Raw genomic sequence first — 24,622 nt, 5'->3', positions numbered from 1 at the left:
TTATTTTCGGAAACAGGTTCGCAATTTTTAGTCGTAGTTACGGGAAAAATAAAATTCATCTTGCCCCATGCGAATAAGTTGCCTATTTTCGTCATTAACGGATCTGCTACTGAAAATCATTTGCTTACGTTATGATTTAAAAGGATTTTTATGAAAGAACTTTCTTATGCAAAGATCTATAAATCACAAGAATATCTGGCGTCTCTGGGAACCATTCATTATCGCTCACTGTTTGGCAGCTACAGTTTGACGGTTGGGGATACGGTCTTTGCTATGGTCGCCAGCGGTGAGTTATATCTTCGGGCCTGCGAACAGAGCGTACAGTACTGTGCAAAAAATTCGCCTGTCTGGCTGACATTTATAAAGCGCGGGCGTCCGGTGGTACTCAACTACTATCAGGTGAATGATGCGCTGTGGCAAAACCAGCAGCAGTTAGTGTCGTTATCGCGGTACTCATTGGATGCTGCTGTTAAGGAAAAACAGAGTCGCTTTGCTCAACATCGTCTGCGGGAACTACCAAATATGACGTTTCATCTGGAGACCCTGCTAAATGAAGCAGGAATTAAAGATGAGGGAACATTGCGAACGTTGGGCGCCCAAATGTGCTGGCTGAAACTGCGGCAAAATAATCCAGCCCTGACGGTAAAAATACTTTATGCCCTTGAAGGCGCGGTCGGTGGCGTGCATGAAGCAGCGCTCCCGGCGGTCCGTCGCCAGGAGCTGGTGGAGTGGGTCAGTTCCCTGACGCCGAAGCCGGGGTATTAGAAGGCAGCACGGCAATTTGCTGTTGTAAGCGCCGGATTTCCGGTAGCAGGGCGATCAATAACCCAACCTGCTGTATAACAAGCGGTTCTTTACTATCCGGACGTGGCTCAAGATGCTGAATTCGATGCTTTAGCCCCTCCAGCGCCTGGTAGACGCGCTGTTCGTCTGCGGGTTGATAGTGAAGCGCGTCATCAACGTAGCAGACGGCATCATCCAGTAATGCCAGAACTTCCGGGTTGGTTAACTGTTCGCGGTGTGCGCCAAGGGCGGAAATGTAGCTGGTAAACGTATGATTGAGGCACAATAAGCGAAACGCTGTTTCTCGCGTTTGGGCCGTGACATCCGGTTCACTCGACATGTTCGACACCACGGAGGCAAGCTCTGCATCACGATTGTGCGCGTCACGACGGGCGATACGGTATGCCATACGATTATCACGACCCTGATGATATTGTTCGAGAATAGCATCGAGGTAACGACAGTTTGCGTCAGTGGCCCGCTCAATGACACGCGGCAGGTTACGAAAACGCCAGTCTGGCCAGATAAAACTGACGGCTGCCCAAGCGATGGCACACCCAATCAGCGTATCGATGACGCGCGGCAGCGCCACTTCGAAACCTTCACCGAGCAGATTAAAGCACAGCAATACCAGCAGCGTGATAAACATCGTGGCGTGTGCATACTGGACGTTGCGAAAGGCAAAAAACAGTACGCCAGTGATCACCAAAAGTATCAACTGACCTTCCAGAGAGGGAACGAACCACAGGATAGGTAAACCAATGGCGATTCCTACCAATGTACCGATAATCCTTAGCGCCAGGCGATGTCGGGTAGCGTTGTAGTTTGGCTGACAGACAAACAGACTGGTCAGCAGGATCCAGTATCCGTGGTTCATCCCGGTAATCTGGATAATGGCATAGCCGACACAAAGCACCAGCGACATGCGTACTGCATGGCGAAACAGGGCTGACTCAGGCGTAAAATTACGGCTCAGACGTAACCAGATATCGCTGAACCCATGCGGACTGTCATCGGCAAGCTGATTTTCAGACTCATTACGCGAGAGTACCTGAGCCTGTTCTGACTCGATGGTGGCCAGTTGGGCGTCGATAGCTCGCAGGTTTGAGAGCAAAAATCCCAGCGTGTTGAGCAGGTCTGCAGGCGCACCGCTCGCACGCATACGCTCCAGGGCGGCATCTATATGCGTGAAGACGCGCTCAAAGTGCGGATCGTGCTGGTAAGGCGTGCGTAATAAAATACAGCGGGACAACTGGGTGCAGGCTTGCCCCTGCATCGACATCAAGCGCTGGAAGCGAAACATCACGTCGCTGTGACGGAAATGGTCGCGTAGCGTTTGATACTGAATATGTGAGGAGCTGGCGCGTTCGTGAATATCCTGCGCTACAAAATAGTAATGTAGCGTTCGACGCGTTCCGCGCTGTCCGCGGTCACCGCGCAGGCGAGTCAGTAACGATACTTTGGTCTGGTTTAGCGTCGCCATCAATTGCCCATTAGCGAGGGCCAAATCATATAACGGTGCCTGGCTTTCATCTTCAATGTCGGGATCAAAAAGGCGTGATTTCAGTTCCAGGTAGTGCGCTAACTGTTCGTAGCTACGCGCAAGGTTGTCCTGTAGTGGGCGGATGGGGAACAGGAGATGCCCGGTCAGCGTCAGAAGGTTGTACCAGATAGCACCAGCGAGCAACAGGATCGGCTGCTGATACCACTGATCGTAAAGCGACGTTCCCAGCATGGTATAAATGGCAATCAACAACGCACCAAAAGCGATGGTTGCATAGCGCTGGCCTAACCCCCCCAGCAGAATGAAGCCGCTGGTGGAAAGCGTTAACCCAATGGCAAACAGCCATGGCCATGGGAAGAGCAGTTCGACAGAGGCCGAGGCAATAAAAAAGCAGATCAGCGTGATGATCAAATTGCGTAGCCGGCCAGCGAGACGATCGTCCAGATCGGTCAGCGCGGCAGCGACCATACCCAGCGTGAGCGGGATGGTCAGCTTAACATCGCCCAGCCACCAGGGCAGCGCTGTGGTGCCACAAAGCGCGATAAAAATTCTCACGTAGTACAGCCAGGTGCTGTTCCAGGTATAGCGTTTAAGCAGTGGACTTAACATAAAGGCCATCAGTCCTGATTATTCAAAGCGACGGCGCGCATTGGCTTCACGCGCAGCGCGGGCAACTTCGACTGAAACCACCCGGCGACCCACCGGCCAGTGCGCAATAGCAGCGATTTTAAAGTTCGCAATGCCCACCGGAATACCAATAATCGAAATGCACTGGGCAATACCGGAGACAATGTGCATCAGGCACAGCCACCAACCGAAGAAAATCAGCCAGAAAATATTGAGCAATGTGCCACCGGTATTAAGAAGCACGTTTTTCCCTGCCGGATTAAGTTCATCGACATGAATCGCTTCGTTGCCATAGGGAAACAGCGAGAGTCGGGTTATTTCCCAGCACGAACGGGTCAAGGGTAATGTAAAAATAAGCACAATACTGACCAGCGTAGCCAATAACCAGGCCAGGGTGGTGGCGAACCCACCCAGCACAAAATTTAAAATATTCAGAACAGTACGCATAAACCCTCGGTTAACTCTGGTTTTCTGTGAATTCGGCAATTGTAACGTTTTTTTGGGCTGGAGCACGTTTTCTCTGGCGGTTACACTGATAAGCAAACCTCTTCGTGTGGATCCGCTTGAGTCTTATGGAACTGAAAGCAACTTCTCTTGGAAAACGTCTGGCACAACACCCTTACGATCGGGCCGTTATTCTCAATGCCGGGATTAAAGTTTCCGGCGATCGTCACGAGTATCTTATTCCCTTCAATCAGTTGCTGGCTATTCATTGCAAACGCGGCCTGGTATGGGGAGAGCTGGAGTTTGTACTCCCGGATGAGAAGGTGGTTCGCCTTCACGGTACAGAGTGGGCGGAAACCCAACGCTTCCATCATCATTTAAATGCGCTCTGGCAGCAGTGGAGCCAGGAAATGAGTGACGTTGCTGCGGGGGTTTTACAGCAGCAGTTGGATGCGATTGCATCCCGGACAAGTGAAAATAAATGGCTGACGCGTAGCCAAATCTCAGGATTGCAACAGCAGATCCTCCGAGCCTTTGCCGCATTGCCGCTACCGGTGAAGCGGCTGGAAGAATTTGAAAATTGCCGGGAGGCGTTACGCCAATGCCAGGCATGGTTGCAGGATATTGAGGCCTGTCGTTTACAGCACAATCAGGCCTATACCGATGCGATGCTGGCAGAGCATGCCGAGTTTTTCCAGCACATTGAATCTTCGCCGCTGAACCCTGCCCAGGCACGCGCGGTGGTGAATGGTGAGCAAGCATTATTGGTGCTTGCAGGGGCGGGAAGCGGCAAAACATCGGTTCTTGTCGCTCGTGCGGGTTGGTTGTTAGCGCGAGGCGAGGCGGCGGCTGAACAAATTCTGTTGCTGGCGTTTGGACGCAAAGCAGCCCAGGAGATGGACGATCGCATCCGTGAACGTCTGCATACGGACGAGGTCACCGCGCGGACGTTTCATTCACTGGCGCTGCATATCATTTCACAGGGCAGCAAAAAAGTCCCGACAGTTAGCAAGCTTGAAAATGACGCCGTTGCGCGCAGCAAACTCTTCATTACTACCTGGCGTCAGCAGTGCAGCGAGAAAAAAGCGCAGGCAAAAGGTTGGCGACAGTGGTTAGAAGAAGAGATGCAGTGGTCTGTACCCGAAGGTAACTTCTGGGACGACGAAAAATTACAGCGGCGTTTGGCCTCCCGTCTCGATCGCTGGGTTAGCCTGATGCGTATGCATGGCGGAGCGCAGGCGGAGATGATTGCCAATGCCCCGGAGGAGATCCGCGACCTGTTCAGTAAACGCATAAAGCTCATGGCGCCCCTGCTCAAAGCCTGGAAGAGCGCCCTGAAGGACGAGAATGCCGTCGATTTTTCCGGGTTAATCCATCAGGCCATTGTTATTCTGGAAAAAGGGCGGTTTATTAGTCCCTGGAAGCATATTCTGGTCGATGAATTTCAGGATATTTCTCCTCAGCGTGCCGCCTTGTTGGCCGCGCTACGTAAGCAAAACTCGCAGACTACGCTGTTTGCCGTAGGCGATGACTGGCAGGCCATTTATCGGTTTAGCGGGGCGCAACTATCTCTGACCACCGCGTTCCAGCAAAACTTTGGCGAGGGCGATCGCTGTAATCTGGATACGACTTACCGTTTCAATAGCCGTATTGGCGAGGTCGCAAATCAGTTTATCCAGCAGAATCCTCATCAGCTTACGAAACCGCTCAACAGCCTGATGACAGGGGATAAAAAAGCCGTCACCTTGCTTGATGAAAACCAGTTGGATCTGCTGTTGGATAAACTGTCGGGTTTTGTGAAAACAGAAGAGAGAATTCTGGTCCTGGCGCGATACCATCATCTGAAACCGACCAGTCTGGAGAAAGCGTCTACCCGCTGGCCTAAGCTACAGCTGGATTTTATGACTATCCATGCCAGTAAAGGGCAGCAAGCGGACTACGTTATTGTCGTCGGTCTTCATGAGGGTAATGATGGCTTTCCTGCGCCAGCCCGCGAGTCGATTATGGAAGAGGCGTTGCTCCCGCCGGTTGAAGATTTTCCGGATGCCGAAGAGCGAAGGTTGCTGTATGTGGCACTCACGCGCGCACGTCACCGGGTGTGGTTGCTGTTCAATAAAGAAACACCATCGTGTTTTGTTGACGAGCTTAAGCGACTGGATGTCCCGGTAACGAGGAAACCCTGAAACGCAGGCGGTAGTTGCCGCCTGCCTGGGCATTATTTGAGGCGTTCTGCCAGATAACGGGCGTAATCCGGAATTAGTATGTCCGTCGCATCGTTGAAGTTTGGCGACTGGATAATAAAATCGGCGGTCGACACGTTGGTGGCGACCGGAATGTTCCAGACTGTAGCCAGGCGCAGCAGGGCTTTGACATCAGGATCGTGGGGAACGGCGTTGAGCGGATCCCAGAAGAAGATCAGCACATCTATTTTCCCTTCTGAAATCAGCGCACCCACCTGCTGGTCCCCCCCCATTGGACCGCTCAGCATCGCGTTGACGTCCATTCCTGTCGCGCGTTGAATTAAGTTGCCTGTTGTTCCCGTGGCATACAGAACGTGTTTTTCCAGCAACGGCTGGTGGCGTTCCACCCAGCTCATCAACATCTTTTTACAGTGATCGTGTGCCACCAGCGCAATATGCTTACGCGCTGGCAATGTGCGAGTCGTTAATTCCATAGTACAGCTCCCAAGTTAACCTTGTTACAGAGTACTGGAAGCACTTGACGCTGCAAGAGAAAGACAAAAAAAATGCGTATGGGAACATAAATGTCATGAAGAAGGCTGTTTCTGGGCCCACTGCAGAAAGTTACTTCGCGTTTGGGCGTCGGCCTGCTCAAACCAAAATTTTAATCGTTGCTCGGTCAGCGTTTGCGACTGAGGCGGCACCCGATCCAGTTCAGACACCCCAGAAAGCAGCGAGCTGTCGTCGGCCATCATGGTGGCGAATTGTGGCAATGACGCATGTTTAGCCGCTTTGTTATAGCGCTCAGTTTCCATTTCATAATCCACGATTTTCGCCGTCGAGGTGATTGACAGAATATCCAGCTTAACGGGGATAGGCATGGCGTCCCCATCCAGCAGTTCCACACGAGGTGCATCATCGAAATGTGAGGCATCCCGCTCATTGTTGAGACGAGGAAGATGAAAATTAACCTGGCTGACGAGCTGAGTATCAAAGCTGATAACCAACGGAGGAGAAATATACAGACGTTCTTCGTGGCTGGACAGGCGAAGGGTTTTTTCTACGCGAAATACAAGCTGGTGCCGACCATTTTCCAGCTCAATACTGTCGGCACCACGCAGTAATGAGCTGGAGACTTTTTTTCCGTCCAGCACCAGAAGGTCAATTTCACTCGACAGACGTAAAGAGGTAGCAAAAACGGTTACCGGCAAACACAGAGCAATCAAGGCTGTCACAATGCCGGCTTTCATAGGTCTCTCCTGTCCAGAAAATATCTGCATCAGATGTATCTAAATTTTTCGGTGATCATGTTTACTAACATATAGACATATTTTTGAGTTTAGCTCTCATGCGCCAGTATGGGATGAATGGTTGCAAGGCCAGGTTTGTCGTACACTTTGTTAAACAGCCTGGAGGAAGACGATGAAAGAGACCGATATTGCTGGCATTTTGACATCTACCCGTACGATTGCACTGGTTGGTGCAAGCGATAAACCCGATCGTCCAAGCTATCGGGTAATGAAGTATTTACTCGATCAGGGCTATCACGTTATTCCCGTTTCGCCAAAAGTTGCCGGGAAAACGCTGTTGGGGCAACAGGGGTACGCGACGCTGGCGGATGTGCCGGAGAAAGTGGATATGGTGGATGTCTTCCGCAATTCAGAAGCGGCGTGGGGCGTTGCTCAGGAGGCTATCGCCATCGGTGCGAAGACCTTATGGATGCAGCTTGGTGTGATTAACGAGCAGGCAGCCGTACTGGCGCGTGACGCGGGGCTGGCGGTGGTCATGGATCGCTGCCCAGCGATTGAGATCCCGCGCCTGGGACTGGCGAAGTAAGGTTGTGTTGTTGCCTTAAGGCACGTCGATAATCCGGCCCGCGTTGCTGGCCGGATTAGCAGCATAAACCCGATAAGCGAATTGCCATCGGGCTTTTGTTCGCATCAATTACGCAGACGCGGAGCCTGAAGCTGTTTACGGATTGTTCGCGCCAGTTCATCCATCGACGGTTGCTCTGGATGTTCTTCCTGTAGCTCGCCACTCAGCTGTGCTTCGGCCAGATACGTATGCACCGGCAGACCATTATCGTCTTCCATCACCACGTGATACCAGGGAGCGGCGCGAAGTTCGTCGTTAACCGCCAGCTCATCGGCTGACGGTTCATCAAGCGAATATTCCGGGTCGATATCCACGACCACTCCGAGGTAACCTAACAGGGAATGGCGGACCTGCTGGCCGATACCGAATTTGCTGGCAATCATAGTCACCTCCCGGGAAATAGATACCCTCTATGTAAGGGTAATATTCCACTTTTCAAGTTACATGATGCGACAGGCAAACCCTTTCAGATACAGCCCTTCCGGGTAGGTAGCGATCACCGGGTGATCGGCGGCCTGACGGAACTGCTCTATAAATTGTACATCACGACCAGCATCTATTGCGGCATCAGCGATGATTTTCTGAAATAAATCGGTGGTCATCAGTCCGGAGCAGGAGAAGGTCAGCAATACGCCGCCGGGATTGAGCAACTGAATAGCCAGCATATTGATGTCCTTATAGCCGCGGCAGGCCCCCATCAACTGGCTTTTGTTTTCGACGAACTTCGGTGGATCCATCACAATGACATCAAATTTCTCACCGCGATCGCGGTAAGCGCGCAGCAGTTTGAATACGTCATCACGCACAAATTCAGCTTTGCTCAGATCCAGCTTGTTCAGTTCCACGTTCTGGCGGGCAATATCGAGCGCTTCCTGAGAAGTGTCGACGCTGACCACCTGGCGGCATCCGCCCATTAATGCTGAGACCGCAAAGCCGCCGGTATAAGAGAAACAGTTCAAAACACGTTGATTTTCTACATAACGACGCGTGGCCAGACGGCTGTCGCGTTGATCGAGGTAATAACCGGTTTTGTGACCGTGCTGAATATCAACCAGCAGCTTCATCCCGTGTTCTTCGATAGGCAGCAGGGCTGGCGGCACTTCGCCCGTTACCGGCCCTTGGGTCAGCTCCATTCCTTCTTTTTTACGCACGGCCACGTCGCTGCGGTCATAAATAGCGCAGTCCGGGAACACAATTTGCAGGGCGCTAATCAGCGCGGCGCGTTGATATTCAGCACCAGCGCTGAGCAGTTGCAATACCAGAAAGTTGCCGAAGCGGTCAATGGTGATGCCCGGCAGACCATCGGATTCTCCTGCGATCAGACGATAGCTGTCCAGCCCATCTTTTTTCGCCAGCCAGTCGCGCCATGTTTGCGCCTGTTGCAGACGACGGGTGAAGAAATCAATATCGATGGATTCTGACTTGTCGAATGTCCAGACGCGGGCACGGATCTGCGACGCAGGCGAGTACGCGCCGCGTGCTAACCATTTACCCTGATGGTCAACAATATCGATGGTTTCACCGAGGTTGGCTTTGCCTTCCATACGTGCGACAGCACCGGAAAATACCCACGGATGGCGGCGCAGTAATGATTTATCGCGCCCTTTGGCTAACACTAAACGAGGATAATGTGGAATTGTAGATTCAGTCATGCGGAGCAACCTCTCACAAACAGTGACGCGGGCTGGAGTAAAGTACCAACCTGAAACCATTAAAATAAAATGGCGCGTAGAGTAGCACAGATGATGAGGTCAATCATCAGCGTATGGCGCTGGGCGTTTCGGCACAAAACGTTATCACAGAGGCACAGTTTCTTTTATACCCACCGTTTACATTGCTATTTCTTAATCAGAAAAAGGAAATGTAATGAAAGCTCTCTACTCTCTGGCTACCGCCGCTATTGTCGCGTTGAGTTTTGATGCCTCTGCCGCCTCGACATTTCGCCTCACCAGCGCCGATATACCCGCTAACCTGCAATTAACTCAAAAACAAGTGTTTAAAGGGTTTGGCTGCAGTGGCGACAATATTTCCCCGCAACTGAGCTGGCAAAATCCGCCAACTGATGCCAAAAGTTTTGCCATTACGCTGTTTGATCCTGATGCGCCAACGGGAAGCGGCTGGTGGCACTGGACCATCGTAAATATTCCGGCTCAGGTCCACACGCTTCCTGGCGGAGCCAGCATGGATAAGTTACCCGCTGGAGCAGTTCAGGGACGCAATGATTTCGGTTATGCTGGATTCGGCGGCGCTTGTCCACCACCGGGCGATAAACCTCATCGCTATCAGTTTACCGTGTGGGCGTTAAATACCGACGCGTTGCCAATTGACAGTAACGCCAGCGGTGCGCTGGTCGGTTTTATGCTGAACAGGCACGTGATTGCAAAAGCTGAATTAACCGCCACTTACGCAACAAAATAAAGAGGATACATTGGTGCAGGATGTAAATTTTCGCCATAACAACCTTACCACCGCTGAGGTGCGTTCCGGCCATCTGCACCGCCTGCATCGGGTTAAACTGTTTTCTGCTGCTATTTGCCATATTACGCAGGGAAGTAAGGTCATTATTCAGGATGACAATCGTCTGGTTGCAGGGCCGGGTGAGCTGATTATCATCCCGGCGAATACGCCTCTGGAGATTATTAATCAGCCGGAGCAGGGAGCATTTCGCTCGGATTTGCTATTGCTGTCGACGAGCATCCTTACCACGTTTAAAAATAACTGGGTCAAGGATTTCCCTCCGGCAAAATTGACGTCGCTATGCACGCCCATGAGTAACGGACTGGCTTTTATGTGGGAAAGCCTGCTGGATGCAGTACGCCAGGACTTACCTGCAAAATTGCAGGAGCATCAGGCGATGGGATTATTGCTGGCGCTACTGCATGATGGTGTGGCAGGGCCTCTGCTTATCGAGCGACGGTTTAATCTTACTGAACAGGTGCGGCAACTAATTATGTTATCCCCTGCTAAGCTATGGACAGCTCAGGAGATTGCTGGTCGCCTGTCTATCGGTACCTCGACGTTACGCAGACGATTACAGATGGAATCGCAGAGTTACCGGCAGATAGTCGAAGAGGTGCGTATGTCCTGTGCGCTCTCTCAACTACAATCGACCACGCTGCCGATTGGCGAAATTGCGTTACGCTGTGGCTATCTGTCAGGCTCACGATTTACCGCAAGATTCCGCCAGCATTACGGATGCCTGCCGAAGCAGGTGCGCTGAGGCCTTGTAACTGTTCCTTCATTTATGTTGATAAGGAGAACCGCAATGTCACAAGTCTGCATAATCGCCTGGGTCTATGGTCGGGTTCAGGGGGTAGGATTTCGCTACACCACGCAACATGAAGCGCAACGACTGGGATTGACCGGATACGCTAAAAATATGGATGACGGCAGCGTAGAGGTTGTCGCCTGCGGTGAAAGCGAGCGGGTGGAACAGCTAATGAAGTGGTTAAAAGCCGGGGGGCCGAGCAGCGCCAGGGTAGAACGGGTTCTCAGTGAACCACACCGCCCTGGCGACGAGCTAAAGGGATTTAGTATCCGCTATTAAATACATTTGACCGGTTTCGGCAGGCCGGCAATTTTAGTCGCCTGCTTGGCCGGACCTTTTGGGAACAGACGGTAAAGATAACGGCTGTTGCCTTTCTCTTCGCCAAACTTGTTGGCCATCGCTTTTACCAGCATTCGGATAGCGGGGGAAGTATTAAACTCCAGATAAAACTCGCGTACGAAACGCACCACTTCCCAGTGTTCGGGGGAGAGGTCGATACCTTCGTTTTCGGCGATTTTCTCCGCCAGCGGCTCGTTCCACAGCGTGGTATCTTTCAGATAGCCTTCGCTATCGGTCTCAATTTCCTGGCCTGCAAAAATGAACATAGTGCTCTGTCGATAAAGTAAAAACCGCTCCTAGTCTAGCAAATAAGGAGCGGCGTGAGAAACCTTGCCCTACAGAAGAAGCTGTAGCAGATTGTTGGCATTAAGCTTCTTCAGCGCATTACATTTATACGTCGATACCTGCTTTTCGCTAATCTGCGTCATATGTGCAACATGTTTTACCGATTGTCCGTTAACCAGCCTGTCGAGAACATTGAACTCCATGCCTGTCAGACAACAGTTCAGGCTGCGTACCCGACGCGGCTCTTTAGCAAACATATACGGCGCATCCACGACGGCAAGTCTGTCATCAATGATATGCAAGGTCAGCGTGGTAAAACGCTTTCGCAAATGCGTTGCCAGTGCCCAGCCTTTTTCATTGCACACCAGATAAACGGTTCCCTCCCAGCGTCTGGCCTCCAGTTGCAGCAGAATGTCGACCAGCGCCAGATGCGTCCTCGCGACGGAAAAGCGGCAACGTACAACGAGGGTGTCGCAGGCCAGCAGCGAACGACGCCACTCTACCGTGCCGCACTTGACCTGAGTCGGAGCGTTACGGCGCAGAAGGGCATAGCGCAACCCTTCGGCATAAAAACGATTATTATCAAGAATGACGTAATTCACGGCGGCCTCTTTATAACGTACTGGGGGTGTAGATAACGCGTAGCGTGCCGGTGTAATCCCCTGCATTTTTACTGCTGGCAGCAAACGCAGGGGTTTTCAGGATAATAGGGGCAGGTACGCACAGTACGCCCTCGCGCCCGCCGGGCAGCACGACCTGACGCAGATACTGTGGATCGTTGGTGCCTTGCCAGACCACGGTTTTACCGTTGGCGACAGTTTCGGTTGCGCCAGTAATGGGGTTGGTGACAAAGACCTGATAGTCGAGACGATCCCGCGCATCGGTCTGACTTCCGCCACGTCGCCGGATTGAAAACGCGCCTTCGGCACGGCCTGAAGCGTTGAGCTCGTCGTCCTCAAACCGCAGATAAGTGCGGGTGCTGGTACTGTTTTTTCCGTCGTACAAGCACATATCCAGCGTGTTTTCCCCCTGGATCTCACTGCCACCGGGCCGCCCCGGGAAGTTGGTGAGGTTGAGGTTTACGATAGGCGTTGAGTGTGGAAATGCGGGCAGATAAATTTGCTGATTACTTGGATCAACCACTTCAATGCGAATATTTGCCTGCCAGTTAGCGATGCTGAGATAGCCCGGACATCCGACATTTACGTCATTGAAGTTCCCGCCACAGTCGGCGCTCCCCCACTCACGCAGATTTTGCTTCAGCGTGGCGGTCCAGATCCCTGGCAGGGTGAGCTTATCCAGTTCGCTATTCACAATATAGAAATCGAAGTAGGGTTCTCGGTTCCAGGCTGCAATATCGACTGTCCCTCCCGTGACAAAACTGGCAAAGGTAAAGACTCTATTGTTGATAAACATATAGTGTTCGCCATGCACCTTGATATCCACCGTCTTGCGGGTAAGAGCATGCGTAAAACGTAAATTGATGGCATAGGGCGCGGCCGGATTCCCCGAGAACCACACCGGGGCGGTCATGCATGCGCCATAGGTGGTATCGGTACGGGATAAGCAGGTCAGGGTATTGCGTCCCCACTTTTGCGGATCGGCGGCATCATAGCCGCCTGATTCATGAAGCCAGATATCAAACCGTGCAGGCGGTGCCATGCGATCGTAGCTTATACCAACGCTGGAGTTTCTTCCGGCCGGGGCACCCGCCAGCGTCTGGCCAGCCCATAGGAGCAGGAAAAGTAAAATAATAAGGCTTTTGTTCACATCATTTCCCTTTAGTGAGGTTGCCTGCGTTCATGGCAGTCGGGCCAGTCGGCACGTTACGTCCGGCGAGCATCAGTTGGGCCTGTTGCTGGACCGCATCCGGCAGGGCAGAGAAGGTTAATTCCCGACAAGGGATCGACCCGACGTAACGTACGACGTCGCGCATACTTTTCACGTTTAGCGCGCACTGATAAAACTGCTGCTGACGCACCAGGTAGAGGTTATGCAGCAAAGCATCGCTTTGGGCGCTAAACCCGCCGTTCCCTAGGTCGTTCCAGCCGTTTACGTTCAGTGGCACGCCGCCAATAAACGGCAAATGTTGTTCGTCAGTTAACTGGCCGAGCCATGTGTAGCTTGCGGTGGTTTGCACATGCCGACGGAGCAGTTTGCCTGGCACCATAAACAACGTTCTACTGCCGGAACCTTGTGTGATTTCACTGCTGGCACCCCGCGAGACATCCAGCGATTCGTTAATCGTCAACGTCGTCTGCTGATAGCCCGGCACGGCGAAGAGGGCGCGGCTATTGCCTGGGATGTCTGCGCTGCCGCCATTATCGAGCGACACAGCGACGCGTGGATCCTGGGAATCTTCCGGCGTGGCAACGTTAACCGCGATAGCTGAAGCAGGACGCCCGTCGCTCCAGCGACCCAGCCACAGGCCAGAGCGAGATAGCGCGAACGTTGAGCTGTAATTGCCGCTGCTGCTCAGGGTATGACGCCCATCCTGACGATCCCAGGCGTCGCTGACGGTCAGACTACCGTTGCCATAGCGTCCGCCCTGGCGCGTATAGGCAGAGGCATTGAGCGAATCGCTGTTAATGCCTGACGCGCTCAGTCCATACTCATTTTCACCACGTGCATCGGCATACCAGTTGTGCGCCACGTTGTAACTCAGTTGGTTTTTTTCACGCTGCTGGTGCTGCCACGTCGCGCCCAGAGAGGTATAACTCGTCGCATCGCCCTGACGGTTATGCGCCATTGACAGGCTTACGCTCAGGTAGCCGCCTTTATCCCTACCTTCGCGGGAGTCATCGTTTCTCATGAAAAGGTTAATGCTGCTGTTGATGTTCAGGCCGCGAGCGCTGAAAGCCGTACTCAAGCCGCCCTGCCAGGCCCGCGTGCGCGAGCGGGTCATATAAACCGACTCCCATGGCAAGCCCGCATCGTGGCGATCATCACTGTCCGGGAGTTCCCGACGAGCAACATAACGTCCTTCGTTGCGGTTATCTGAATACCCCAGACTCGCGTACCAGGTGCCGACAGGGACGGAGAACATTACCGACAGGCTTCGGTAACAGCCATTCACGGCGTCAAACCCTGCGCTTCGGGTATTGCAGTTTTCTGCTGATAACGCGTTGCGATAGAAGCTCAGTGAAAAACCGTCGTTATAGCTGATTTGCTGAATGTTGCCGCGCTGACCTTCGCTGCCGTATAGGTAGCTAAAGCGGGTACTTAGCACGCCATCGATCGGGCCGGTGTTGAAACCACGGCTCCAGTCGAGCGCATTTTCCAGAAAACGCTGGTTTTTTTTTATTGTTGCGCCGCTGGTCAGCGCCAGCGTCGGAGTGACGGGCAGACGGACGCCCGCCTGCGCGACCGCGCTGCGTTCGTCGTTTTGATCGTTATTGTCAGTTTCGCCTGCCTGCAGGAACCATTCGACGCGATCGAAAGGTGTAATGCCAGTTCGGGTAAACGGAACCTGCTCGGTGCGCGTCAGCCGGTTATTTTCATAGACGGACAACGTCACGGTATAGCTCCCGTCCGGGAACGAACGGGTGTCCAGGGTTTGCGCCCCGGCATTCAGATAAAAACTGGCCAGCAGTTGATTACCCCGGCGGGCGTCAATACGCGCATCATGAGAAAGCAATACGGTGATAGGCGTACCCTTTGACTGCTGAACCGGATTGATCCATGCCCTTGTTGAGCCTGTGCGCAAGCCGCGAATTTTACCCAGCGGTAGTTGGCTGAGATTGATATTCCCGCCGGCATTGCTGAACAGATCGCGAGTGTCCATCTCGCCCAACTGAACATAGTATTGGCGCCAGATATCCTGACGAAACCAGGCATTGTTGACGTTTATTTCCTGTTGCTGCTGGTGCTTCGAACGTTGCCCCATCCAGGTCCAGTCGAGGTTAAAGTAGCCGTCCTGGGTGAGTGCCAGCGCGCCATTGCCCTGAACGGTGGCTGACTGGTAATCCCTGTCGGCAACAAAATTGATATTCTGCTGATGGATTAACGCATTCTCGGTGTCCTGCGTGGGCTGATACCACTGGCTTTCTGTGGTTTGTTTAGGCAGAAATTTCTTGTCAAAAAACAGATTAATGCGGGCGTTATTCTCATCATAGATAATGGCTGCGCGCTGGGTATCAAGGTAATCGCATCCCGTTGCGGAGCCATTGCTGCTGCATGCCAGGTTGCCGTTACGGGCCAGAGGAACGGCCAGGGCTGCAGACACGGTGGCGACGAGGGCAGGATCATCATTAAACTGCCGTTTGATGGCCGTGACCACGGTTTCAGGCGCGACAAAACTTACCGTTTCAAGCGTGATATCCGTTTCAAAAAGGCCAAGCGACTCGCCATAAAGGTTTACTTCTGTCCACAGGCGCTGCGTTTTCGCCAGATCTTCAAAACCTGCCGGGACGGCCATCTCTGCGCAGGCGAGTTGGATGGATGCGGGTAACAAAGCAACTAAGAGGAAAGTATTTCTGTGAAACGCCATGACCGAGCCTCGACATCATCCTGACGTCAGAGGGTGGGCACCCTCTGACGTTATTCCTTAGGTACTGTGGTGTTACGCACCGCCTTCCGTGGTTGTCGCCTGCGTCAGCATCAGGCTGACAACGCCGCTGTACTGACCGGTTTTCAGAATGCCTTTGGTGGTTTGAGAAATGGTCAGCGGCAGTACTGCAGAACCGTTTTCAATGCTGCCAGGGAACAGTTCAGTTCCGGTAAATTCAGCATCGGTGGTGGACAGTGTTTTATCACCCAGAATGACCGTCATCGGTACAATCTGGTCACCATCCGTGTTGGTGAGTTTTGCCGCACTAACGAGGCGCACTTTGACGTTGCTGGTGGCGGAGTTAGACCACACCTTGGTGTTAAGACGGTAGCTTTCCAGACCACGGCCAGGCAGGTACTGCATGTCGATGCTGGCCGGCAGCGGCGTGTTATCGGCCTGGGTCATATCCAACTGTGAGTCAACGCTGGCGTTAACGGTAATATCTTTTTGAATCGCCAGCGCGCTAAAGGACGAGGCCATCGCGGCAACAATCATCAGAGGTTTAATATACTTACGCATTGATATCTCCATATTTACAAATGAGCACCTTGGCTCTTTAAACGAACTACGTGGGTTTTACAGTGATGTCGTGTTATTGCACGACGGGTAAGTCAGCTTCTTCAGCGGTTTTATTCACCCAGTTGAAGTAGCGGAATTTATATTTCTGGCCACGGCTCATTGTGAGTGTTTTTAATTTCCGTTCAGTGTCCGGATAAATCGTCGCGTCTTCTTTTATCCATTTACACGATGAATTTGCATCACAAATACCAATCTCTCTGAGCGGTACACGCAGCGTGCCATTGTTTTTTAACGTTCCGCGGCGAGGGTCGAACGACAGTGAAATTACGTTTTCTTCTGGGGCAATATGGACCAGTGCGCCCCAAATCACGTTGACGCCCAATGTCGCCATCGCGGCAGGGCTTTCTGCCTTGCCCGGAATAATGCTGTCAGGTTGTTTTACCCCTTCAAAATAGACGCGCCAGGTGGTCTCTTTTTTCGGAGGCATAAGCGATATCAACCGAACTACGCGCATCGCGCCGGCCGCGAGGGCAAATTTTTCGGGCGTAACCACCACGCCATCTTCTTTCCATGCCGCCACGTCAATCTCTTTTTCCTCGGCCGTGCCGGGATTAAGAATTTTCTTTTGCCTCACCCGAATGAACTGAATATCATCCGTTTTTGACGCCACCTTAATTTGCGCCGCACCGGAACTGTCTACATTCAGTTCCATGGGATACACGCTCATATTGGCCATTGTCATTTCTGAGAAAAATGGCAATGACAGCGCGGCGACATAAAAGGCTGTTGTCATGCTCACTCTTTTTTTCTGTTTCACAATCAGTCTGCCTGCTCTGAGTTTAAAGGCGGCGCGTTAACACCAGGACACCGTCTGCTTTCGTATCGCTTCAGGGCAGGGAAACTTTAACCAGAACAGCGGTTTGTGAAAATTTGTATTAGTTAACTCGCTATATACAGTTTTTTATCCTGCTTTTCTGGCTTTAAGGTTGTATAGTTAAGCGAAAATACCGCGGCCAAGGATGGGAAGAAAATTCCTTCTGATGAAAAAATAAGCAGATCAGGAGGCGGTTTTCATGTCGATGTACCAGGGAATAAAAAGCATGCGGTTACAGCCGAGAATAAAAGATGTTTTTTATATGCAATAATTCGTTGTTATTTGATCCTGAAGCACATGCAATAAGTCTTGTTGGACAACCTGAGTCTGTATTATCACTTTCGGCGCCAGCCGTTCGTCTTTTACAGGAATTTATTAAACACCGAGGACGCGACCTGAGCCGGGAGGAATTGATCACTCGCGTATGGGAAGAGTTTGGCTTTACGCCATCCGGAAATAATCTCAATAAAGCGGTAAGCGAACTGCGTAAAAGCTTCCAGTCTCTGGGCGAGGGATACGAATTTATCGTCACAGTCCCACGCTATGGATTCCGTTTTGATGCCGATGTGATTTTTCAGCCTGGTGAGAACATTCAAGCCGCTGAGCCACAATCCCCTTCCACGCAACCAGACATACAGCCCCGGCGTACTTACCTGAAAAGGTGGTTGATTATAGCGGCATTGATCGTCGCAGCGTTGGGGGCGGGCATTTACATTAGCCGCCCGCAGGAGATAACTGTTCCGGCGAAATTAAAGCCGGTCGAGGAAAAAATCGCACGTTGTAGTGTCTGGATTATCAACGATCATGGACGACCGTTAGTGCTCTCGAAATTAGCCGAGCGACTGGAGGCCAATAACGTGGCTTGTGAGCGCGAGGAGTACGATATTTATTATTTCAGTGCTCGTTTTTCGCTCGCCGCTGCCGATGAAATGTTCATCGGTGCCTGCCCGGTCAGTAAAACCAGCCTGTGCAAGACTATTCGCTATAAAAGTGGGGCCGAAAAATGAAAATAAGGCTTCTTTTTGGATTGGGCGGTGCCGTGGTTGGCGGTGCACTGGCGCTGTTTTACTATTGCGGCGCGGTCGGCAAAAGCGATGTGCTGGCCTGCAGCACTGAATTTAATTTTACGCGTAATGAGGGAAAAGCAAGTGAAGTGAAGGTCAATACCATTGCGCAGTTCTATTTTCATCGGGACGGTACAGGGTTGACCACCTATAAAGGTGCGGCAAGAGCTGGGGGGCAAAATTTGATTATTGACAGGGATGTGGACTTTACGTGGGAGCGGCGGGACGATGACAACGTCATTGTATTGAGTTACACCAAAACCTGGCGTCGACACAATGACAACACCCCTGATGCCCAGTGGGGAAGCTTCGCCTGGCCGACCGCTCGCTACTACCTGACGATTTCTGAACTTTCACCTGCCGTGTGGCTGATTCAGGACCGGCGTTATCCTACCTATATCTGCCGGGGTGAATAAGGTATAAAAAAGAGAATGCCAAAGGCATTCTCTTTTTTCGTATCAGTGATGCTGCTTAATCGCGGCTGGCGAAGCCCAGAATGCTCAGCAGGCTGACGAAGATGTTGTACAGCGAAACGTACAGGCTAACAGTGGCGCGGATGTAGTTTGTTTCACCGCCACGGATGATATTGCTGGTTTCAAACAGGATTGCGCCTGAAGAAATCAGAATAAACACCGCGCTGATCGCCAGATGCAGTGCCGGCAGTTGCAGGAAGATATTCGCAACCATACCGATAAGCACAACCACGATACCTGCCATCAGCATACCGCCGAGGAAGGACATATCTTTACGCGTGGTCAGCACATACGCAGAGCAGCTGAAGAAGACCAGTGCTGTACCGCCCAGCGCCATGCCGATAACATCACCCATGCCCGCAGACAGGTAGGTATTCAGAATTGGCCCCAGAATGTAGCCCAGGAAACCGGTAAAGGCGAACGCTGACAAAATGCCAACCGGTTTATCCGCCGTTTTATAGGTCAGGAACATCAGACCATACATACCCACCAGCGTCAGGATAAGTCCCGGTGAAGGCAGCATCAGCACAGTACTCGCCGTTGCGGTGATCGCCGAAAACGCCAGCGTCAGGCTGAGCAGGAAATAGGTGTTGCGCAGCACCTTATGTGTGCTGAGTAGCGATGTACGATCGCGTGAAGAACTAATAATACGATCCATGAGTCACTCTCTTATGACAGATGTAATTAATGATGAAGGATAATGAAATCAAGGGGAATGACACAGCGGTTTTACCCATCTTTACGCATTTTAAGCCGCCAGGCTTAAGCATATTATTTCAGCAAAAGCTCCCGAATCAGATGTTAGCACTGTATGTGCAAAAATGCCTGTCAGATATCAGCCAGGTAACTGAAAAATATTGCCTTATTCCCGTTTCTCTCTGACAGTGACAGTGGTGTCATCATAAACAGAGCAATAAGGTAAAGGGAATGACTCAAGATAAATCGAAAGTATTTACATTTGCGTTGCTGGCTGCCTGTTTGATGTTGGTATACGGCGCTGCGAGGGCGGCAAATGTTCCGGCAGGAACAGTACTTGCAGAAAAACAGGAGCTGGTGAGAAACAACGGTAGCGAGCCAGCGTCGTTGGATCCGCATAAAGTCGAAAGCAACGTGGAGTTTAATTTAATCAGCGATATGTTCGACGGACTGGTGGCAGTTAAGCCGGATGGGTCTATTGAACCCCGTCTTGCCGCCTCCTGGGAGAATAAAGGTAACACCGTCTGGACCTTTCATTTACGTCCGGGCATAACCTGGTCAGATGGTTCGGCTATCACCGCACAGGATGTGGTCTGGAGCTGGCAGCGGCTGGTCTCACCGCAAACGGCTTCACCATATGCCTCGTATCTGGGCAATATGCACGTGGTGAACGCGGTCGATATTGCTCAGGGTAACAAAGATCCCGCCACGCTGGGGGTTAAAGCCCTGGATGATACCACGCTGGAAATTACCCTGACGCAACCGACGGCGGCATTTCTGGCGATGCTGGCACACCCGTCGTTGGTCCCGCTCGATAAAGTGCTGATTGGCCGTTTTGGCGATAAGTGGACCCGCCCAGAGCATATTGTTAGCAGCGGAGCGTACAAATTATCGCAGTGGGTGGTCAATGAGCGCATCGTTGCCGAGCGTAACCCGCATTACTGGGACGATCGGCACACGGTCATTAATAAAGTCACTTACCTGCCCATTAGTTCAGAATCTGCTGACGTGAACCGCTATAAGGCGGGGGAAATTGACATTGTGTATAGCGTACCGGTCAATCAGTTTGCGCAGTTGAAAAAGACCATGGGCGATGAACTCCATGTCTCGCCTCAGCTTTCAACCTATTACTATCAGTTCAATACGACCAGAGCGCCCTTTAATGACCCGCGCGTGCGTCGGGCGCTGAATATGGCGTTGGATAAAGACATCATTGCGCAAAAGGTGATGGGGCAGGGGCAACGTGCGGCGTGGGTTATCAGCCAGCCTGAAATCGGTGGGGTACAACTGCATGCGCCAGAGTATGCGTCGTGGCCACTCGACAAACGCATTGCTGAAGCTAAAAAACTGCTCACGGAGGCCGGGTATGGTCCTGACCATCCACTGAGCTTAAATCTGCTCTACAACACCTTCGAAACGCATCAGCGTATTGCGATTGCCGCATCGTCGATGTGGAAGAAAAATCTTGGTGTTGAGGCGAAGCTGCAAAATCAGGAATGGAAAACCATGCTGGATACCATGCACACCGGTAATTTTGACGTTGTGCGCTATGCGTGGATAGCCGACTATGACGATGCCTCAAGTTTCCTCAATATTTTCCGCACCGGCGACAGTGAGAATACCACCGGGTACAGTAACCCTGCCTTTGATGAAGCGATGCATAAGGCAGCGAAAGCAAGTTCACTGGAAGAGCGAGGTAAAGACTACCAGCAGGCTGAAGATCTGTTAGGTGAGGATGTACCTGCTATTCCGATTTATCACTATGTTCGCACGCATCTGGTGAAGCCGTGGGTAGGAGGATTTGCGCCGGATAACCGCGGAAATTACTACACCAAAGATATGTACATCAAAAAACATTAAGCCTGGCAGCCGCTATTTGTGCTGAATAAATGGCCAATTTGTTTTTATTTCAGTCGATTAACACTATTTTGGCTGTTTTTCAGGCAAACGAACACATTGGTACTTTACAGGTCCGTTCGGGATGTTTATAGTGCGCCTCATTGGAAGCGTGGCCGAGCGGTTGAAGGCACCGGTCTTGAAAACCGGCGACCCGAAAGGGTTCTAGAGTTCGAATCTCTACGCTTCCGCCAAACATGAAAAAGGGGTTACCGAAAGGTAACCCCTTTTTGCTTATAGGGAAAATTCGAAACCTGTCACTGTAAGAGTTGGTGGTGTTACGTTGCCTAAAATTGGTAAGTGAAGGGCATAATCGAGCAACCATCATACTCCCCACTTCAACCCGGGCGGGCTATAGGTAACTTCTTTTTCGCTGGATATAATTGGTTCTGACTCTTCAAAAATAAAGCCCTCAACATTAAGTGTGAGGGCTGTTAATAATCAATTGTTAAATTTACCTAAATAGATTATAGCCGCGTTGTTCTCGATGAATAATGAATAATATTCATTAGATGATACGGGTTGAATTCCTTTATTAATCATGTTAGCAAGTTGGTTTTTGCTTTCATCCACATCAGTATAACCATGCCTGGTTTGAGGTAATCCTTTATTAATTAATTGAAAGGATGCTAAGAATTGGGTGGCCGGATAAACGAAATAGCCTATAAGTGGTTTATTATCTATTAATAATTTTGCTCTTTCATTTTTATTCAATTGACCTACAGTACCAATGGATGTGATGTCTTTATGAGTGGCAATGTCCTGCGCAATCATGCTAAAAACAAAATCTTCGTATTGTTGTTGTGACTTCATAGCGTTGCTTAGTTGAGCACTAAAAGCAAGCGAGGCAATGACTGGAATCAGTGCCGCGTATTTAAAACGAGGAGCGAAACGCATAACCGGTATAGCAATTATAACCAGTATAACTGAAAACGAGACTAAAGTACGGGGAAGGACTGGTGCGTCCTGAAGTAATAATGTTGGCCCCATAAGTGAAATAATGAATATTAAAAAGGAGATGGCTCCATACAAAATAAATGATGCTATTTGCTTTATATTAGTACGGTAAGCAATGAGCATAAACACGCAACTTATTAGTATTGGGATTGCGAAGTAAATATAAACTGGGTGGTATAGATAAGAAAGAACCATTTCTTTTAGGGCAGTTAATGTTTTGGCCAGATGCTCTAACCCCCCCTGATCTAAATGTATCAATTCTGCTCGAGAGTTATTTTTTGGCGAGAAGAAAAGCATGTAGATAAGAAAAAACGATACGAATAAAATCGTTCTTTTGAATAAGAAAGTTATTGACTCTTGAAATTTTATATTATTTTTTGTTGCAATGATGATCATATCAATTGCAAGCAAACCAATAAAAATATTGGCACATGGTTGATATAAGGTTAAAGATAATACGCCAGCTACTAATTTTGTCGCAATCTCTATCGTCAGTTTTTTATTTTTATAGGTATATGCAATCACCGCAAGGAAAAAGGCAATCGACATTCCGAGACTATCATATCTGTACGCAATATTTTGCAAAATGAATGGGTTGAATATTAAAAGTGCAGCAACCATATTTGCGTTCGGAATGTCTGATCTAATCAGGTGCTTACTGAGCGCAAGCGCAGATGCGCCTAAGAAAATACATGATGCGAGCATTGTATAAGGAAATAGGTCCAGATTATAGTGCCCGCTGGCAGAAAAAAATCTTGCTAAAATATCTGCAAAAGGGCGACCTAAACCACGCCAGCCGTAATATCCAGTTATAGATCTATCTAAGTCGTCTCTATAATAGATGCCTGCCTGGATTAAGGGGTAAATAAACAACAGGGCTAATCCTGAGTAAATAAACAATGCTTTTTTATCGTATCTAGAGAACATTTTAAATCTCATCTTGTTTTTTAACTATATAGCGCGGTCGTTGTTTGGTTTCGATGTAGATTCTACCTATGTACTCACCAAGCACACCGATACCAATTAACTGAATCCCACCAAGGAAAAGGATTGAAACAATGATAGATGGATATCCCGCAACCGGATTTCCCCAAAAAATCTTGTCTATAATCATCCATGCACCGAACAAGAAGGATACAGCGGCTACAAAAAAACCAATGTAGGTCCATATTCGCAATGGGAACGTTGAAAAACTGGTAATACCCTCCAGAGCAAGATTCCACAATTTCCAGCCATTAAATTTTGATTTACCAGCAATACGTCCTGCTCGTGTGTACTCAACAACATCAGTACTACCACCTACCCAGCTAAGAACACCTTTCATAAAGAGATTACGTTCCGGCATGAGTTTGATGTTATCAACTACATCGCGGGACATAAGTCTAAAGTCACCAACGTTTTCTTCGATCTTCGGATCGCTTATTTTATTGTGTAATTTATAGAACCACTCAGCGGTTTTGCGCTTCAGTTTTCCATCCGTGGAGCGGTCTGCACGCTTTGCCAGCACAATATCTGCACCCGCAAGCCACTTTTCGACCATCAATGGAATTATGTCGATTGGATCCTGTAGGTCAACATCGATAGGAATAACTGCCTCACCAGAGGAACGCCCAAGGCCTGCAAAAATTGCTGGTTCTTTGCCAAAGTTGCGTGTAAATGAAATGGGGACGACGAGCTTATCAGATACGGCGAGAGCATTAATGATTGATTCTGTAGCGTCTTTGCTACCGTCGTTGATAAACACAATTTCGACATCATATTTTTTTAGTTCTTCATGCCTACGCACCGTGTTGTAGAAAATAGGTATTGTATCTTCTTCATTGAACACCGGAACAATCAGAGAAATTTTCATTTCGGATCCCTAAAAACAATGAACCTTGAGTATAAGAAGCCACATACCAGGCTGATAGAGGAGAACTCTATCAGCGTTATGAGAGGGGAAATGTTGTAGTGATCGGATACCTGACCAGAGATAAAGCTCAGTAGCCCCATAAATCCAACAAATAGCACATACCCCCGGCTGGTGGCTTTTGCACTAAATGTAAATTTTGCGTTGGCAAAAAATGAAAATGTCACAGCTATCAAAAACGCCACCACGTTGCTCACGGCCTGGTCATTTTTCATGATGTATACCATGATGCCGAACACCGCCCAATGTAATGCCGTGTTTACAATCCCTACGGAAATGTAGCGTGAAAGTAGCTTTATCATAATTAAGAAAGGTCTAATAGAAAGTGTGCGAGTTTAACATTGATGCAAAACGAGATCGACACCTCGACTTTGACCTTT

General features: G+C 50.3%; 26 protein-coding genes and 1 tRNA gene. 11 read left to right on the top strand and 16 right to left on the bottom strand.

The features are described 5' to 3' along the window. Positions 1-150 precede the first annotated feature (150 nt). Positions 151-765, top strand: a complete 615-nt coding sequence (locus FDW92_RS03500) for a TfoX/Sxy family DNA transformation protein (RefSeq protein ID WP_042314181.1) — start codon at positions 151-153, stop codon at positions 763-765. Here the strand turns inward: FDW92_RS03500 and yccS are convergent. Together yccS and FDW92_RS03490 are read right to left on the bottom strand one after the other, a co-directional pair. Next, on the bottom strand, positions 734-2,896 hold the full coding sequence (yccS, locus tag FDW92_RS03495; protein WP_042314206.1) for a YccS family putative transporter: 2,163 nt from the start codon (positions 2,894-2,896) through the stop codon (positions 734-736). The genes FDW92_RS03500 and yccS overlap by 32 nt on opposite strands. A gap of 18 nt (positions 2,897-2,914) precedes the next feature. Next, positions 2,915-3,361, bottom strand: a complete 447-nt coding sequence (locus tag FDW92_RS03490) for a YccF domain-containing protein (protein WP_042314180.1) — start codon at positions 3,359-3,361, stop codon at positions 2,915-2,917. A gap of 125 nt (positions 3,362-3,486) precedes the next feature. Between FDW92_RS03490 and helD the strand changes: the two genes are divergently transcribed. Beyond that, positions 3,487-5,541 carry a DNA helicase IV gene (gene helD, locus FDW92_RS03485; RefSeq protein ID WP_042314178.1) on the top strand — a complete coding sequence of 685 codons (2,055 nt, stop codon included), beginning with the start codon at positions 3,487-3,489 and terminating at the stop codon, positions 5,539-5,541. 32 nt (positions 5,542-5,573) lie between these two features. On the opposite strand, the gene mgsA is transcribed toward helD, so the two are convergent. Continuing rightward, a complete protein-coding gene (mgsA, locus tag FDW92_RS03480; RefSeq protein ID WP_016152487.1) occupies positions 5,574-6,032 on the bottom strand; it encodes a methylglyoxal synthase in 459 nt (152 codons plus the stop codon). A gap of 93 nt (positions 6,033-6,125) precedes the next feature. Then, positions 6,126-6,788: a DUF2057 family protein gene (locus FDW92_RS03475; protein ID WP_042314175.1), complete on the bottom strand. Its 663-nt coding sequence runs from the start codon at positions 6,786-6,788 to the stop codon at positions 6,126-6,128. A 172-nt stretch (positions 6,789-6,960) separates the two neighbouring features. Between FDW92_RS03475 and FDW92_RS03470 the strand changes: the two genes are divergently transcribed. Next, positions 6,961-7,374, top strand: a complete 414-nt coding sequence (locus FDW92_RS03470) for a CoA-binding protein (RefSeq protein WP_006685217.1) — start codon at positions 6,961-6,963, stop codon at positions 7,372-7,374. Between the two features lie 104 nt (positions 7,375-7,478). Here FDW92_RS03470 and hspQ read toward each other — a convergent pair whose 3' ends face one another. Both hspQ and rlmI read right to left on the bottom strand, forming a co-directional pair. Further along, positions 7,479-7,796 carry a heat shock protein HspQ gene (gene hspQ, locus FDW92_RS03465; protein WP_038639447.1) on the bottom strand — a complete coding sequence of 106 codons (318 nt, stop codon included), beginning with the start codon at positions 7,794-7,796 and terminating at the stop codon, positions 7,479-7,481. Between the two features lie 57 nt (positions 7,797-7,853). Further along, positions 7,854-9,065, bottom strand: a complete 1,212-nt coding sequence (rlmI, locus tag FDW92_RS03460; protein ID WP_042314173.1) for a 23S rRNA (cytosine(1962)-C(5))-methyltransferase RlmI — start codon at positions 9,063-9,065, stop codon at positions 7,854-7,856. A 214-nt stretch (positions 9,066-9,279) separates the two neighbouring features. Here rlmI and FDW92_RS03455 point away from each other — a divergent pair, with 214 nt between their 5' ends. Genes FDW92_RS03455 through yccX form a run of 3 tightly spaced genes read left to right on the top strand, consistent with a single transcriptional unit; the run spans position 9,280 to position 10,960 of the window. Beyond that, a complete protein-coding gene (locus FDW92_RS03455) occupies positions 9,280-9,831 on the top strand; it encodes a YbhB/YbcL family Raf kinase inhibitor-like protein (RefSeq protein ID WP_042314171.1) in 552 nt (183 codons plus the stop codon). 13 nt (positions 9,832-9,844) lie between these two features. Next, entirely contained in the window at positions 9,845-10,633 is a 789-nt protein-coding gene (locus FDW92_RS03450; RefSeq protein WP_042314169.1) for an AraC family transcriptional regulator, read from the top strand. Positions 10,634-10,678: 45 nt separating this feature from the next. Further along, on the top strand, positions 10,679-10,960 hold the full coding sequence (gene yccX, locus FDW92_RS03445; protein WP_042314167.1) for an acylphosphatase: 282 nt from the start codon (positions 10,679-10,681) through the stop codon (positions 10,958-10,960). Here yccX and tusE read toward each other — a convergent pair. From tusE to FDW92_RS03415, 6 genes are all read right to left on the bottom strand, one after another. After that, on the bottom strand, positions 10,957-11,286 hold the full coding sequence (gene tusE, locus FDW92_RS03440; protein WP_042314164.1) for a sulfurtransferase TusE: 330 nt from the start codon (positions 11,284-11,286) through the stop codon (positions 10,957-10,959). The two genes, yccX and tusE, sit on opposite strands and share 4 nt — an antisense overlap. Positions 11,287-11,355: 69 nt before the next feature. Further along, positions 11,356-11,907: a LuxR C-terminal-related transcriptional regulator gene (locus FDW92_RS03435; protein ID WP_042314162.1), complete on the bottom strand. Its 552-nt coding sequence runs from the start codon at positions 11,905-11,907 to the stop codon at positions 11,356-11,358. A gap of 10 nt (positions 11,908-11,917) precedes the next feature. Further along, the gene (locus FDW92_RS03430; RefSeq protein WP_052511216.1) at positions 11,918-13,075 is read right to left on the bottom strand and encodes a CfaE/CblD family pilus tip adhesin; all 1,158 of its coding nucleotides are present in this window, start codon (positions 13,073-13,075) and stop codon (positions 11,918-11,920) included. 1 nt (position 13,076) lies between these two features. Continuing rightward, complete coding sequence (locus FDW92_RS03425) at positions 13,077-15,794, bottom strand: TcfC E-set like domain-containing protein (RefSeq protein WP_042314160.1); 2,718 nt, start codon at positions 15,792-15,794, stop codon at positions 13,077-13,079. Positions 15,795-15,866: 72 nt separating this feature from the next. After that, positions 15,867-16,373 carry a CS1 type fimbrial major subunit gene (locus FDW92_RS03420; protein ID WP_042314159.1) on the bottom strand — a complete coding sequence of 169 codons (507 nt, stop codon included), beginning with the start codon at positions 16,371-16,373 and terminating at the stop codon, positions 15,867-15,869. Positions 16,374-16,446: 73 nt separating this feature from the next. Next, positions 16,447-17,190: a fimbrial protein gene (locus tag FDW92_RS03415; RefSeq protein ID WP_042314158.1), complete on the bottom strand. Its 744-nt coding sequence runs from the start codon at positions 17,188-17,190 to the stop codon at positions 16,447-16,449. 308 nt (positions 17,191-17,498) lie between these two features. On the opposite strand from FDW92_RS03415, the gene FDW92_RS03410 reads away from it, so the two are divergent. Together FDW92_RS03410 and FDW92_RS03405 are read left to right on the top strand one after the other, a co-directional pair. Continuing rightward, positions 17,499-18,254 carry a winged helix-turn-helix domain-containing protein gene (locus FDW92_RS03410; protein WP_042314157.1) on the top strand — a complete coding sequence of 252 codons (756 nt, stop codon included), beginning with the start codon at positions 17,499-17,501 and terminating at the stop codon, positions 18,252-18,254. Next, positions 18,251-18,727, top strand: a complete 477-nt coding sequence (locus FDW92_RS03405) for a hypothetical protein (RefSeq protein ID WP_042314156.1) — start codon at positions 18,251-18,253, stop codon at positions 18,725-18,727. Before FDW92_RS03410 ends, FDW92_RS03405 begins: the two co-directional genes overlap by 4 nt. 55 nt (positions 18,728-18,782) lie before the next feature. Here the strand turns inward: FDW92_RS03405 and yccA are convergent, their stop codons facing one another. Next, positions 18,783-19,442, bottom strand: coding sequence for an FtsH protease modulator YccA (yccA, locus tag FDW92_RS03400; protein WP_003035917.1), 660 nt, complete (start codon positions 19,440-19,442; stop codon positions 18,783-18,785). A 29-nt stretch (positions 19,443-19,471) separates the two neighbouring features. On the opposite strand from yccA, the gene FDW92_RS23100 reads away from it, so the two are divergent. From FDW92_RS23100 to FDW92_RS03385, 3 genes are all read left to right on the top strand, one after another. Further along, positions 19,472-19,666, top strand: coding sequence for a hypothetical protein (locus tag FDW92_RS23100; protein ID WP_042314153.1), 195 nt, complete (start codon positions 19,472-19,474; stop codon positions 19,664-19,666). Positions 19,667-19,711: 45 nt separating this feature from the next. Next, positions 19,712-21,340, top strand: a complete 1,629-nt coding sequence (locus FDW92_RS03390) for an ABC transporter substrate-binding protein (RefSeq protein ID WP_042314151.1) — start codon at positions 19,712-19,714, stop codon at positions 21,338-21,340. Between the two features lie 142 nt (positions 21,341-21,482). Then, positions 21,483-21,570: transfer RNA gene (locus FDW92_RS03385), tRNA-Ser, on the top strand. A 247-nt stretch (positions 21,571-21,817) separates the two neighbouring features. Here FDW92_RS03385 and FDW92_RS03380 read toward each other — a convergent pair. From FDW92_RS03380 to FDW92_RS03370, 3 genes are read right to left on the bottom strand one after another with little or no spacing between them, the layout of a single operon-like run. Further along, the gene (locus FDW92_RS03380; RefSeq protein WP_042314149.1) at positions 21,818-23,260 is read right to left on the bottom strand and encodes a glucosyltransferase domain-containing protein; all 1,443 of its coding nucleotides are present in this window, start codon (positions 23,258-23,260) and stop codon (positions 21,818-21,820) included. 1 nt (position 23,261) lies between these two features. After that, complete coding sequence (locus FDW92_RS03375; protein WP_137400542.1) at positions 23,262-24,185, bottom strand: glycosyltransferase family 2 protein; 924 nt, start codon at positions 24,183-24,185, stop codon at positions 23,262-23,264. Continuing rightward, a complete protein-coding gene (locus tag FDW92_RS03370) occupies positions 24,182-24,544 on the bottom strand; it encodes a GtrA family protein (RefSeq protein WP_042314145.1) in 363 nt (120 codons plus the stop codon). The genes FDW92_RS03375 and FDW92_RS03370 overlap by 4 nt, the downstream gene beginning before the upstream one ends. Between the last annotated feature and the right edge of the window lie 78 nt (positions 24,545-24,622).

It is taken from the genome of Citrobacter sp. wls706 (genome assembly GCF_005281305.1).
GTDB lineage: Bacteria > Pseudomonadota > Gammaproteobacteria > Enterobacterales > Enterobacteriaceae > Citrobacter > Citrobacter werkmanii.
This window is presented reverse-complemented; position numbering and strand designations above follow the sequence as displayed.

What these genes read in the sequence shown, in the direction of transcription:
- FDW92_RS03500 (WP_042314181.1), top strand. Translation starts at nt 151, where the DNA reads ATGAAAGAACTTTCTTATGCAAAGATCTATAAATCACAAGAATATCTG.
- yccS (WP_042314206.1), bottom strand. Translation starts at nt 2,896, where the DNA reads ATGTTAAGTCCACTGCTTAAACGCTATACCTGGAACAGCACCTGGCTG.
- FDW92_RS03490 (WP_042314180.1), bottom strand. Translation starts at nt 3,361, where the DNA reads ATGCGTACTGTTCTGAATATTTTAAATTTTGTGCTGGGTGGGTTCGCC.
- helD (WP_042314178.1), top strand. Translation starts at nt 3,487, where the DNA reads ATGGAACTGAAAGCAACTTCTCTTGGAAAACGTCTGGCACAACACCCT.
- mgsA (WP_016152487.1), bottom strand. Translation starts at nt 6,032, where the DNA reads ATGGAATTAACGACTCGCACATTGCCAGCGCGTAAGCATATTGCGCTG.
- FDW92_RS03475 (WP_042314175.1), bottom strand. Translation starts at nt 6,788, where the DNA reads ATGAAAGCCGGCATTGTGACAGCCTTGATTGCTCTGTGTTTGCCGGTA.
- FDW92_RS03470 (WP_006685217.1), top strand. Translation starts at nt 6,961, where the DNA reads ATGAAAGAGACCGATATTGCTGGCATTTTGACATCTACCCGTACGATT.
- hspQ (WP_038639447.1), bottom strand. Translation starts at nt 7,796, where the DNA reads ATGATTGCCAGCAAATTCGGTATCGGCCAGCAGGTCCGCCATTCCCTG.
- rlmI (WP_042314173.1), bottom strand. Translation starts at nt 9,065, where the DNA reads ATGACTGAATCTACAATTCCACATTATCCTCGTTTAGTGTTAGCCAAA.
- FDW92_RS03455 (WP_042314171.1), top strand. Translation starts at nt 9,280, where the DNA reads ATGAAAGCTCTCTACTCTCTGGCTACCGCCGCTATTGTCGCGTTGAGT.
- yccX (WP_042314167.1), top strand. Translation starts at nt 10,679, where the DNA reads ATGTCACAAGTCTGCATAATCGCCTGGGTCTATGGTCGGGTTCAGGGG.
- tusE (WP_042314164.1), bottom strand. Translation starts at nt 11,286, where the DNA reads ATGTTCATTTTTGCAGGCCAGGAAATTGAGACCGATAGCGAAGGCTAT.
- FDW92_RS03425 (WP_042314160.1), bottom strand. Translation starts at nt 15,794, where the DNA reads ATGGCGTTTCACAGAAATACTTTCCTCTTAGTTGCTTTGTTACCCGCA.
- FDW92_RS03420 (WP_042314159.1), bottom strand. Translation starts at nt 16,373, where the DNA reads ATGCGTAAGTATATTAAACCTCTGATGATTGTTGCCGCGATGGCCTCG.
- FDW92_RS03410 (WP_042314157.1), top strand. Translation starts at nt 17,499, where the DNA reads ATGTTTTTTATATGCAATAATTCGTTGTTATTTGATCCTGAAGCACAT.
- FDW92_RS03405 (WP_042314156.1), top strand. Translation starts at nt 18,251, where the DNA reads ATGAAAATAAGGCTTCTTTTTGGATTGGGCGGTGCCGTGGTTGGCGGT.
- yccA (WP_003035917.1), bottom strand. Translation starts at nt 19,442, where the DNA reads ATGGATCGTATTATTAGTTCTTCACGCGATCGTACATCGCTACTCAGC.
- FDW92_RS23100 (WP_042314153.1), top strand. Translation starts at nt 19,472, where the DNA reads ATGATGAAGGATAATGAAATCAAGGGGAATGACACAGCGGTTTTACCC.
- FDW92_RS03390 (WP_042314151.1), top strand. Translation starts at nt 19,712, where the DNA reads ATGACTCAAGATAAATCGAAAGTATTTACATTTGCGTTGCTGGCTGCC.
- FDW92_RS03380 (WP_042314149.1), bottom strand. Translation starts at nt 23,260, where the DNA reads ATGTTCTCTAGATACGATAAAAAAGCATTGTTTATTTACTCAGGATTA.
- FDW92_RS03375 (WP_137400542.1), bottom strand. Translation starts at nt 24,185, where the DNA reads ATGAAAATTTCTCTGATTGTTCCGGTGTTCAATGAAGAAGATACAATA.
- FDW92_RS03370 (WP_042314145.1), bottom strand. Translation starts at nt 24,544, where the DNA reads ATGATAAAGCTACTTTCACGCTACATTTCCGTAGGGATTGTAAACACG.